Raw genomic sequence first — 12,200 nt, 5'->3', positions numbered from 1 at the left:
AATGTGTACGGGGTAGTAAATTAAAACGGGTTATTTCATGCCTATCTTATCAAAAAATATATGTCTTTACAATATAAATTGAATATGTTTATATATTTAAAATATTCAGAAATATCGGATCATAAAGACTATTTATTTTGAGTAGGATAATGAACTAAAATCTGTTATAATGGTAAAAAAAATAAGGGAGAGATGTATGGAAAAACTTTGGAAAATTATATACAGTCGGACCTTTATCGTCATTAGTTTGATTGTTCTAACCATTTTCCTTATTCTATGGTTGGTAGGTTCGGCAGCTACCTATATGCCTGCTTTATTGATTGTTTTGCAAATTTTTTCGATTTTTGTAGCTATTTCAATCATCAATAGACCGATGAATACCAGTTTTAAGTTAACCTGGATTGTTTTTGTCATTGGTATTCCGATTTTTGGTGCTCTATTCTATTTTATTTTGCAGTCCAACATCGAAACCAAACGCTATCGTAAAAATTTTCATAAGCAAGCACAAAGACTTCGGGAGTATAGTAAGACGTCTGAAAAGGTCATGAAGGCATTAGAGCGGGAAGATAAGGAGCAACTGAAATTAGCTCACTTTATGAGTGAGTACGTTGGCTACCCAATTCATACCAATACGGATGCCGTCTATTTTTCGACAGGTCAGAAAAAATTTGAAGCTCTACTAGAAGAATTGAAAAAGGCAGAGCAGTATATTTTCATGGAGTACTTTATTGTCGATATGGGATATATGTGGGATTCCATCCTTGACATTTTGAAGGAAAAGGCAGCGCAAGGGGTGGAAGTTCGTTTTATGTATGATGGGATGAATTCACTGACCAATCTTCCCTATAATTACTATAAAACCTTGAGAAAATATGGGATAAAAGCCAAAGTATTTTCTCAAATTATCCCAGCCTTATCTACAGTGCAAAATAACCGTGACCATAGAAAAATTGCGATTATTGATGGAAAGGTTGCCTTTACTGGTGGCATTAATATCGCAGATGAATACATCAACAAGAAAGTGCGTTTTGGTTACTGGAAAGACGCAGCGATTATGATTAGGGGAGAAGCTGTTGCAAACTTTACGTTGATGTTCCTTCAAATGTGGAATTACAATGAAAAGACAGAGACAGATGATCTACAATACCTCAAAACGCATAAAGATTTAGAGACGGAAACCATTGATGCTGAAGGTTTCTTCCTTCCGTATGGCGAGAATCCATTTGATGGAGATGAGGTAGCCAAACGAGTCTGCCTAGACATGATTCAGTCGGCAACGGATTATATTTATATCATGACACCCTACTTAGTGTTGGATGATGAAATGATTGATAATTTGACTTATGCTGCGAAGCGTGGAGTCGAGGTTCGCATTCTGCTCCCGCATATCTATGATAAAAAATCAGCCTATTTGGCTGCTCGTACTGATTTTCCGACTTACTTGGAAGCAGGAATTGAAATCTTTGAATTCCAGCCTGGATTTGTCCATTCCAAAGTTGTTTTGGTCGATGATAAGAAAGCTACTGTTGGTACGGTGAATATGGATTTTCGCTCTTTTTATCTTAATTTTGAGTGCGGTCTCTATATTTACAATCACTCAGCAGTTTTGGCAGCTATTAAGGATGACTTTACTCATTCCTTCAAAAAATCACAGCAAATTAACCTTCTAACCTTCCATAAAACGTACTCTTGGTATAAGCGTTTGGGAGGAGCCCTACTGCGAATTATTTCGCCGTTATTATAAATTGCACTATTAGTTCTTCATGGAGCAAGGGATCGATATTCTGTTTCGGTCTTACCTTGCTCCATTTTTCTTGGAAAATGATATAATAGAAAGATAGTTTATACTCGAAAAAGTTACAGGTTACTTGTGATTTTGAGTATTAAGGAGTAAAAAAACGTGATAAAACCCAATTATGACTGGCAATTATTGACCGGTTTTTCTGATGAACAATTTATCAAAATTGCTAAAAAAGAAGGAGTGGACCCGGTAGCGGCTAAGTTGCTGTATGAACGTGGTATCCATTCGGCGGAAGAATTGCATACTTTCATACAACCAAGCTTAGAAGACCTTCACGATCCCTATTTACTACATGATATGGACAAGGCGGTAGAGCGGATTCGCCGAGCAATCGAAGATTACGAACAAATTTTGATTTATGGAGATTATGATGCAGATGGCATGACCTCGGCATCTATTCTGAAAGAAACTCTGGAGGAAATGGGGGCAGAAGTCCAAGTTTATCTTCCCAATCGTTTCACAGATGGCTATGGGCCAAATCAATCAGTTTACAAGTATTTTATCGAGCAGCAGGGGATTTCTCTTATTGTGACGGTGGACAATGGCGTAGCGGGTCATGAAGCGATTGCCTATGCCCAGGAAATGGGTGTCGATGTTGTCGTGACAGACCACCATTCCATGCAGGAAACCCTTCCCAATGCCTATGCGATTGTACATCCAGAGCATCCAGAGGGAAATTATCCCTTCAAACATTTGGCAGGTTGCGGTGTGGCTTTCAAATTGGCCTGTGCCCTTCTTGAAACGGTTCATGCAGACTTGCTGGATTTGGTCGCAATTGGCACCATCGCTGATATGGTTAGCTTGACCGATGAGAATCGTGTCATGGTCAAATATGGTCTGTCCCTTCTCAAACAGACCGAACGTGCAGGCCTCCAAGAATTGATGAAAATAGCTGGCATTGATATGGATAGCCTTGATGAAGAAACAGTTGGCTTCCAACTTGCTCCGAGGTTGAATGCCCTTGGTCGACTCGATGATCCAAATCCAGCCATCGAATTACTGACTGGTTTTGATGACGAAGAGGCCCATGAGATTGCTCTCATGATTAACAGTAAAAATGTAGAACGCAAAGACGTTGTCCAAGCAATTTACGATGAAGCAAAAACCATGCTCCGTCATGATAGACCTGTTCAAGTTCTGGCTAAAGAAGGTTGGAACCCAGGTGTTTTAGGGATTGTAGCAGGACGCCTACTAGAAGAATTGCACCAGCCTGTTATCGTCTTGTCTATTGAAGATGGTAAGGCAAAGGGTTCGGCTCGTTCTGTTGAAGCGGTTGACATTTTCAAGGCCCTTAAAGATCATCAGGACCTATTTATCGCCTTTGGTGGTCATGCTGGTGCAGCAGGTATGACCTTGGAAGTTGACAAACTTGAAGAGCTTGCTCTAACCTTGGCAGACTACATTATCGAAAATAAATTGGATTTATCCAGCAAGTCTTCGCTGGTCTTAGATGAAGAATTGGATTTAGAGGAATTAACCCTAGATACTCTAAAATCTTTCGAGAAGCTTGCGCCTTACGGCATGGATAATAAAAAGCCTGTATTCTACATCAGAGACTTTCAGGTAGAATCAGCAAGAACTATGGGGCAGAATAATGCCCATTTGAAACTACGCATTACTAAAGGTGCTGCTGGATTTGATGTGGTTGCTTTTGGTAAGGGTAATCTAGCCTTGGAATTTTCACAGGCCAAGGGCTTAGAACTAGCTGTTACCTTGTCTGTCAATCAATGGAATGGTAATACCAGTCTTCAGCTCATGTTGGTTGATGCTCGGGTCAATGGTGTTCAACTTTATAATATTCGTGGAAAACAACATCCTATTCCTGCAGGAGTCCCAATTTTGGACATTGAAAATCCAGTAGCAGATAACAAAGCAATTGTCTTAGCTAACTTGCCTGAGGACCTCAGTAGTCTGCGTAGCTATTTTCAGGAAAGAGAATTTGAGGCCATTTATTTTAAAAATGAAATTGCCAAACCGTACTATCTAGATGGTTATGGTAGCCGAGAACAATTCGCTAAATTGTATAAGACTATTTACCAATTTGATGAGTTTGATGTCCGCTACAAACTGAAAGATTTGGCTGGTTACTTAAAAATTAAGGACAGTCTCTTGGTCAAAATGATTCAGATTTTCCAAGAATTAGAATTTGTTACCATTACGGATGGGGTTATGCGGGTCAACAAAGAGGCGCAGAAGCGAGAGATTTCAGAAAGTCAAATATATCAAGAATTGAAAGAAACAGTTATCCAACAAGAGTTGATGGCGCTTGGCACCGTTCAGGAAATTTATGAATGGTTATGTGGTCGCGTTTGATGACAGTAGAAGCTCTGGTTATTGTTGGAGTGCTTGGAACGCTTCTCTACACTTATAGTTTTTTCAGGCAAAAAAGCCTGTTGAAAAATCTTGAACAGATAACCGAAATAAAGCACGCACTGATTGAATTACGGCGAGTAGGATGGTCAGAAAGAGCCATCAAAAAGGTTTTCCTGAAACAACTGTTGCCTCTAAAACAAGAAGCCATCCCAGCATTTGTTCAAAATTTGATAAAAGAAGCTGCTATTTTTGCCTCAACTAGCTTTTATCAGTTGATAAGAGTTGACAGTCGCTCTTTAAACCAAGAGAAAGCGACGGCTTTATTGGAGCAAAGTATGAATATGTTAGATTTTCCTGAGGAATTAAGTCACGGGATATTACCTGAACTTTTGCAGAAGATGGATGTGAATTGTCCTCCACACCATCCGTTTTGGCGGTACTTTGCTAAGCTAGTTGATAAGGCTTTTCCAGTTCGAGAATTAGAAGTCAAACGGCCGTTAAACAGACAGGTCCATCAACTGCGCTACCTTATTTCCTATCAGCAGGCTTTTTGGGTACGTCAGCAGTTTGGAAAAGGAAAAACAGACTGGCAGGCTCTAGTAGCCTATTTACGTAGCCTACCTCGGTGGTCTTACCGCTTACGAGAATCTGCCCGCCTACACAATAAACAACTGTTCGGCAAGAAAAATCAGAAGACCTTGCCAGTCAATATGAAGATTTTGATTCATTTTCACAGTGAATTTATCCTAAATCAAGATGGACAATTTGCCTTGATTTTAGAAGAACGACCACATGTCAATGGCGTGGTAAACGGGGCTTCCTTCAATTATGCCAGAGCTAATAATAAGCGCCATAGACAACTTGATATGGCTCCAGTTGGCACGCAGGATCCCGTTTTTCGGAAAGAATTGCTACGCTCAAAGATGGGAGTCTATTTATCGCCTACTCGCTTGCGCCACTACCAAAAAGGAAGAAATGAGGTTGGCTGGGAGCAGTCTTACTTTAATCAGCAAGGAAGTTTTTCCTATGGTGGGCATAGCAGGGCAGCTTGTGTGGCGAATGTGAGGAGACGATTTGCTAAAGATATAGGTCTGAAATGTACCAAAAAACAATTTCATGGTATAATGAAGAGTAAAAATTATTTTTAAAAAGAGAGAGACAAATGAACTTAAAAGATTACATCGCAACAATTCCTAACTATCCAAAAGAAGGTATCGAATTCCGTGACATTAGCCCTTTGATGGCAGATGGAAATGCTTATAGCTATGCAGTACGTGAAATCGTTCAGTATGCGACAGATAAGCAAATCGATATGATTGTTGGGCCAGAGGCGCGTGGTTTCATCGTTGGATGTCCAGTTGCCTTTGAATTGGGAATCGGTTTTGCACCAGTTCGTAAGCCAGGTAAGTTACCACGTGAGGTTATCTCAGCTGACTATGAAAAAGAATATGGTGTAGATACATTGACGATGCATGCAGACGCAATCAAACCAGGACAACGTGTCTTGATTGTCGATGACTTGTTGGCAACTGGTGGTACTGTAAAAGCAACGATCGAAATGATTGAAAAGCTTGGCGGTATCGTTGCTGGCTGTGCCTTCTTGATTGAGCTAGATGATTTGAAAGGCCGCGAAGCAATCGGCGATTACGACTACAAGGTTTTGATGCACTATTAATCTAAGGTTATAGCCAAAACTTATAACTGGTCCTATTTTTATTCTAATTGAATTGCATAGCAGCCTGTCTTATAATAAATATAAGAAAATTGGGAGGTTGCTTATGCCAATTAAAATTGAAAAATCATTACCAGCAGTTGAAATTTTGAGAAAAGAGAATATTTTTGTGATGGATAGTGACCGAGCTAGTCATCAGGACATTCGTCCTATCAAAATCCTTATTCTCAATCTCATGCCACAGAAGATAGTGACGGAGACTCAGTTGCTCCGTCTTTTGGCTAACACTCCTTTACAGCTAGAGGTTGAATTTCTCTACATGGCTAGTCACGAGTCCAAAAATACACACTCGGACCATTTGAAGCAGTTTTATAAGACTTTTGAGCAGGTCAGGGATAGCTATTTTGATGGGCTCATCGTGACAGGAGCACCAGTTGAAAACTTACCTTTTGAGGAAGTTGATTACTGGCAAGAACTTACTCAAGTTTTTGATTGGTCAAAAACACATGTTTATTCAACATTGCACATTTGTTGGGGTGCACAGGCTGGTTTGTATGCACGCTATGGTGTACCCAAACACAGTATGTCTCGAAAACTATCAGGCGTATATTGTCAAGAAGTGACTAATCCAACTAGCCCTCTTATGCGTGGATTTGACGATGAATTTCGTTCGCCACACTCCCGTTATACGGAAGTAAGAGAAGCAGATATTGCCCATCTGAGTGGGTTGACGATTTTATCACAAGGTCCAGAAGTTGGTCTATCCATTTTAGCCAGCAAGGATTTAAGAGAAATTTATAGTTTTGGACATTTAGAGTATGATAGGGATACCCTAGCTAAGGAATACCAACGTGATTGTATAGCTGGAAAAAATCCCCATTTACCGGAAAATTATTTCAAAGAAGATGACCCTACAAGCAAACCATCTCTCTCTTGGAATTTACCAGCAGCACAATTCTTTACCAACTGGGTGAATTATGCTGTCTATCAAGAAACTCCATACGACTGGCATATCTTTGAACAATCAGCCCAGTCAGCTAGTCTTTAAAGGGGAAGTATGAACTATTCACAGCAATTTCGTCAGGGACATTTGGTCCTGCCAGCAGCAATATTATTCCACTATCAAGAGCTTTTTCCGTCGGCAGATGATTTTTTGATTTGGCAGTTTTTCTTTTATCAAAATTCTTCGGCTATCGAATCATTAGCGCCTAGTGAGATTGCTCAAGCTACTGGTAAAACAGTTGCCCAGGTCAATCAAGCTATTGAAAATCTCCAAGATGCTGGACTCTTAGAATTTAAGACAATCAGTATTGCTGGTGAAATTGAAATGATATTCGATGCGCTTCCTGCTTTTGAAAAATTGGATGCTCTGTTAACTCCAAAACAGGCAGTTGAGATTGTGCAGCAAGAGAATGATTTGAAGACCTTGGTGGGTGATTTTGAACGTGAATTGGGCCGCTTTTTATCGCCGTTTGAAATCGAAGATTTGCAGAAGACTATTGAGGATGACAAAACTTCGATTGATTTGGTTCGTGCAGCCTTGAAAGAAGCTGTTTTTAACAACAAAACAAATTGGAAATACATCCAAGCTATTCTACGAAACTGGCGCCGTGAGGGAATTACTACAGTTGCGCAAGTAGAAGCGAAAAATGCAGAAAGAGAAATTCAGACTCCTAAGAATGTGACTGTTTCAAGTGACTTTCTTGATGCAATGGATCTCTGGAAAGATTGATATGGAAACAAAATTATCTAAAAGGCTGGAAACAGTCGCAAGTTTTGTCCCACAAGGGGCACGTCTAGTTGATGTAGGGAGTGACCATGCTTATCTCCCTCTTTTTTTGGTAGAGCAGGGGCGTATTGATTTTGCCATTGCGGGGGAAGTCGTTCAAGGCCCCTATCAGTCAGCGCTCCAGAATGTAGAGCAGGCGGGACAAACAGAAAAAATTCTAGTCCGTTTAGCAAATGGCTTAGGTGCGTTTGAGACGTCTGACCAGATGACTGCCGTGACCATAGCAGGTATGGGAGGACGCTTGATTGCAGAAATCTTAGAAGCAGGAAAAGAAAAGCTTGCGACCATTGAACGGTTGATACTCCAGCCAAATAATCGTGAAGATGATGTGCGTCGATGGTTGGAAAAAAATGGTTTTAGATTGGTTGCTGAAAAGATTCTGGAAGAAAATGGCAAGTTATATGAAGTCCTCGTTGCAGAATCAGGACAGATGAGATTATCAGAAGTTGAACATCGTTTTGGTCCCTATCTACTAGAGGAGGCTTCACCAGTTTTCGTCAAAAAGTGGAGAAGAGAACTTGAAAAATTAAGTTTTGCTTTGGAACAAGTTCCATCTGAACGCCAAGGTGACCGCTTTGCCATTTCCCAAAAAATCCAACAAATTCAGGAGGTACTCCATGTTAGCTAGTCAGGTTATTGAGCGCTATCAAGCCTTTTGTCTCCCTTCTTTGGCTATGGAAGGCGATGTCAAAGGGCTGCAAATTGGTACCCTTAATAAAGAGATTCAACGTGTCATGGTGGCTCTGGATATTCGTGAGACAACAGTGGCAGAGGCGATTGATAAAAAGGTGGATTTGATTATCGTCAAGCACGCTCCGATTTTTCGTCCTATAAAGGATTTGGTGGCTGACAATCCGCAAACTAAAATGTATCTTGATTTGATTAAGCATGATATTGCAGTCTATGTCAGTCATACAGATATTGATGTGGTTGAGGGTGGTCTCAACGACTGGTTCTGTGAACTATTAGAAATTCAAGATACTACCTACTTGATTGAAACTGCCGAGGGGCAGGGGCTTGGTCGTGTGGGGACAATAGCAGAGCAGACCTTGGAGGATTTGGCTTTGAAAGTCAAGTCTGTCTTTGGTCTAGATGCTGTCCGTCTAGTGACCTATGGGCATCAAGCCAAGCAGTATGTCAGCCGTGTAGCCATCTGTGGAGGCAGTGGTGGTTCCTATTACCATGAGGCTCTTGCCAAGGGAGCAGATGTTTACATCACAGGCGATATTTACTACCATACGGGTCAGGATATGCTGACCCAGGGCTTGCTGGCTATTGATCCAGGCCATCATATCGAAGCCTTGTTTATCAAGAAAATTGCTGAATTGTTGGAAACATGGAAGGCAAATGAAGGTTGGGATGTCGAAATTCTACCTTCAACTGTTTCAACCAATCCGTTTAGACATTTGTGATAAATTAATCAGTACCTAATTATGGAAAGACCAAGACGACATTTAATGTAGTTTTAGGTCTTTTATTTTTTAGATATTTTCTTATTTATTTAAGTGAAAAAGCTTGAATTTTATAATAAATTAGGGTATCTTAATTTATAGGATATGCAAGATTAAACAGGATAGGATGTTAGTTATGACTTGGTTTACTAATCAGTCTGTAGTTCTACAGGCTTTGCTAGGTGGTTTATTCACATGGTTTTGTACGATTATGGGATCTGCCGTTGTATTTTTCTTTAAGACAGTTAGTCGTCGTTTGCTAGACACCATGCTAGGCTTTGCAGCTGGTGTTATGATTGCGGCTTCTTTTTGGTCTTTATTAGCCCCATCAATTGAGTATGCTGAAAGTTCATACGGCAATTTGGCTTGGATACCAGCAGCAGTAGGTTTTGCAGCAGGTGGTATTTTTTTACGCTTGGTAGATGCCTGGGTTCCGCATTTACATTTGGGAAATGATAAAGACAAGGCAGAAGGCGGTGGTGAGAAGGAGAGAAAAAATCTATCCAAAACAGCCCTGCTCTTCTTAGCCATTACAATTCACAATATTCCTGAAGGCTTGGCGGTCGGTGTGACATTTGGTGCACTTGCTTCTAACTATAGTCCAGCAGCTTTTATTGGTGCAATCGGCCTTGCTATTGGGATCGGTATACAAAATATTCCTGAAGGGGCAGCCTTGGCTATTCCAATTCGTACAGACGGTGCATCTAGGTGGAAAGCTTTTTACTGGGGATCAATGTCAGCAATTGTCGAGCCGATTGCAGCAGTCATCGGTGCTTTTGCGGTTACCTTTATGACACCTATTTTACCTTATGCCCTCTCCTTTGCGGCAGGAGCCATGATTTTTGTCGTCGTAGAAGAGCTCATTCCAGAGTCGCAGACAAATGGCAATACGGATATTGCAACTCTGGGCTTAATGGCCGGTTTTATCATCATGATGATTTTGGATGTTGCCTTAGGATAATTTGTTAAAGTCTGTTGTTACAGGCTTTTTTCTTATGACAATATCTTTAAAAATATGGTATAATGAACTGATATTAATTTAGGGAAGGTACTCTTATATGAAAGGTATTATTCTAGCTGGTGGGTCAGGTACACGCTTGTATCCTTTAACGCGCGCAGCTTCAAAACAGTTGATGCCAATTTACGATAAACCAATGATTTATTACCCATTGTCAACACTTATGTTGGCTGGAATCAAAGATATTTTGATTATTTCAACTCCGCAAGATCTTCCACGTTTTAAGGATATGTTAGGAGATGGTTCTGAACTTGGAATTTCACTTTCATATGCAGAACAACCGAGTCCAGATGGTTTGGCGCAAGCCTTCATTATCGGTGAAGAATTTATCGGTGATGACAATGTTGCCTTGATCCTTGGTGATAACATCTACCACGGCAATGGATTGACCAAGATGTTGCAACGTGCAGCCAGCAAAGAAAAGGGAGCGACTGTCTTTGGTTACCAAGTAAAAGACCCAGAACGTTTTGGTGTTGTTGAGTTTGACGCAGATATGAATGCCATCTCTATCGAAGAAAAACCTGAAGAGCCAAAATCGAATTTTGCTGTTACTGGTCTTTATTTCTATGACAATGATGTTGTGGAGATTGCGAAAAATATCAAGCCTTCACCTCGTGGCGAGTTGGAAATCACAGATGTCAACAAGGCTTACTTAGAACGCGGCGACTTGTCTGTTGAGCTTATGGGCCGTGGATTTGCTTGGTTGGATACAGGTACGCATGAAAGCCTCTTGGAAGCTGCACAGTACATCGAAACGGTTCAACGTTTGCAAAACGTTCAAGTGGCTAACTTGGAAGAAATTGCCTACCGCATGGGCTATATTACAAAAGAACAAGTCCACGAATTAGCACAGCCACTTAAGAAAAATGAATACGGACAATACTTGCTCCGTTTGATTGGAGAAGCCTAATGACAGAAAACTTTTTCGGTAAAACACTAGCAGCTCGCCCAGTTGAAGCTATTCCAGGAATGTTAGAATTCGATATTCCTGTTCATGGCGACAACCGTGGCTGGTTCAAGGAGAACTTCCAAAAGGAAAAAATGTTGCCTCTAGGCTTCCCTGAAAGCTTCTTTGCAGAAGGAAAATTGCAAAATAATGTTTCCTTCTCTCGCAAAAATGTTCTTCGTGGTCTTCACGCAGAGCCTTGGGATAAATATATCTCCGTAGCGGACAGCGGTAAGGTTTTGGGAACTTGGGTCGATCTTCGTGAAGGCGAAACCTTCGGTAATACCTATCAAACAGTTATCGATGCTTCAAAAGGTATCTTTGTTCCACGTGGCGTTGCCAACGGTTTCCAAGTTTTGTCAGATTTCGTGGCTTACAGCTACTTGGTCAACGACTACTGGGCTTTGGAACTCAAGCCTAAGTATGCCTTCGTCAACTACGCTGACCCTAGCCTCGACATCCAGTGGGAAAACCTAGAAGAAGCAGAAGTTTCAGAAGCAGATGAGAATCACCCACTCCTCAAGGACGTTAAGCCTTTGAGAAAAGAGGACCTCTAATGTTTCAAGCCTTTTTGGAAATAGCAGAGCAGTTAAACAAGTTAGGACTCACTCCCTTGTTAATGGGCTCAGTTGGTTTGGAAAGGCGCACAGGGAAGGACTGGCAGGCAGGAGATTTAGATATTCATGTTCCAAGTGATCCACGTGGCTGGGAAGCCCCAGACGACGAACGGATTTACCGTGCAGATGAGCTGATTGCCATGATGAATCAACTCGGCTATGTCCTGGTTGACCGTCACGAACATGAATTTCATAAAGATGGCTTATCTGTTGAATTCGGAGGCCTACATTCACTGCCTGAATTTGCTGGTGTAGAGCTAGAAGATTTGGAAGAACTAGAAACAGCAGGTGTTCGCTATTACCTACCGACACTTGGACAATACCTAAAAATCTACCAAGCCTCTTCAAAAGATTCCTACCGTGCAGAAAACAATAATCAAAAAGACTTTGCCAAGATTGCTTACTTGAAGGAAATCTTGAAGTAAAGAAAGCGAGCCAATCGCGATAGTTTCCGCCGTAGTGAAAGCAAGATTACGTTTTACGTAATCTTGCAGGGAAATTTTGAAACCTTAGGTTCAAAATTTAGCCATGAAACCGAAGGTTTGCTGGCGTCCCCACTACCTAAGGAAACTATCAAAATAATAAAAATTCGG

General features: G+C 40.9%; 12 protein-coding genes. All 12 read left to right on the top strand.

The features are described from left to right. Positions 1-196 precede the first annotated feature (196 nt). Complete coding sequence (gene cls / locus GPW69_RS06605) at positions 197-1,744, top strand: cardiolipin synthase (protein ID WP_044769163.1); 1,548 nt, start codon at positions 197-199, stop codon at positions 1,742-1,744. Positions 1,745-1,900: 156 nt separating this feature from the next. Then, positions 1,901-4,114: a single-stranded-DNA-specific exonuclease RecJ gene (gene recJ / locus GPW69_RS06600; RefSeq protein WP_044686005.1), complete on the top strand. Its 2,214-nt coding sequence runs from the start codon at positions 1,901-1,903 to the stop codon at positions 4,112-4,114. Further along, the gene (locus GPW69_RS06595; protein WP_074391870.1) at positions 4,093-5,262 is read left to right on the top strand and encodes a DUF3114 domain-containing protein; all 1,170 of its coding nucleotides are present in this window, start codon (positions 4,093-4,095) and stop codon (positions 5,260-5,262) included. Before recJ ends, GPW69_RS06595 begins: the two co-directional genes overlap by 22 nt. A 14-nt stretch (positions 5,263-5,276) precedes the next feature. Beyond that, complete coding sequence (locus tag GPW69_RS06590) at positions 5,277-5,789, top strand: adenine phosphoribosyltransferase (protein WP_002937136.1); 513 nt, start codon at positions 5,277-5,279, stop codon at positions 5,787-5,789. A 103-nt stretch (positions 5,790-5,892) separates the two neighbouring features. Further along, a complete protein-coding gene (gene metA, locus GPW69_RS06585; protein WP_014637718.1) occupies positions 5,893-6,834 on the top strand; it encodes a homoserine O-acetyltransferase MetA in 942 nt (313 codons plus the stop codon). Positions 6,835-6,843: 9 nt separating this feature from the next. Continuing rightward, a complete protein-coding gene (locus GPW69_RS06580; RefSeq protein ID WP_074391871.1) occupies positions 6,844-7,518 on the top strand; it encodes a DnaD domain-containing protein in 675 nt (224 codons plus the stop codon). A gap of 1 nt (position 7,519) precedes the next feature. Then, complete coding sequence (locus GPW69_RS06575; RefSeq protein WP_074391948.1) at positions 7,520-8,203, top strand: tRNA (adenine(22)-N(1))-methyltransferase; 684 nt, start codon at positions 7,520-7,522, stop codon at positions 8,201-8,203. Continuing rightward, positions 8,193-8,987, top strand: a complete 795-nt coding sequence (locus tag GPW69_RS06570; protein ID WP_074391872.1) for a Nif3-like dinuclear metal center hexameric protein — start codon at positions 8,193-8,195, stop codon at positions 8,985-8,987. The genes GPW69_RS06575 and GPW69_RS06570 overlap by 11 nt, the downstream gene beginning before the upstream one ends. 175 nt (positions 8,988-9,162) lie before the next feature. Continuing rightward, entirely contained in the window at positions 9,163-9,987 is an 825-nt protein-coding gene (locus GPW69_RS06565; protein WP_024410284.1) for a ZIP family metal transporter, read from the top strand. 97 nt (positions 9,988-10,084) lie between these two features. Continuing rightward, positions 10,085-10,954 carry a glucose-1-phosphate thymidylyltransferase RfbA gene (gene rfbA / locus GPW69_RS06560; RefSeq protein WP_015646663.1) on the top strand — a complete coding sequence of 290 codons (870 nt, stop codon included), beginning with the start codon at positions 10,085-10,087 and terminating at the stop codon, positions 10,952-10,954. After that, positions 10,954-11,547, top strand: a complete 594-nt coding sequence (locus tag GPW69_RS06555; RefSeq protein WP_024414854.1) for a dTDP-4-dehydrorhamnose 3,5-epimerase family protein — start codon at positions 10,954-10,956, stop codon at positions 11,545-11,547. The genes rfbA and GPW69_RS06555 overlap by 1 nt, the downstream gene beginning before the upstream one ends. Beyond that, complete coding sequence (locus GPW69_RS06550) at positions 11,547-12,032, top strand: phosphoribosylanthranilate isomerase (protein ID WP_074391873.1); 486 nt, start codon at positions 11,547-11,549, stop codon at positions 12,030-12,032. Before GPW69_RS06555 ends, GPW69_RS06550 begins: the two co-directional genes overlap by 1 nt. Positions 12,033-12,200 lie beyond the last annotated feature (168 nt).

Source organism: Streptococcus suis (genome assembly GCF_902702775.1).
Classification (GTDB): domain Bacteria; phylum Bacillota; class Bacilli; order Lactobacillales; family Streptococcaceae; genus Streptococcus; species Streptococcus hashimotonensis.
Note: the sequence above shows the minus strand (reverse complement) of the source record. Positions and strands in the feature narration are given on the sequence as shown.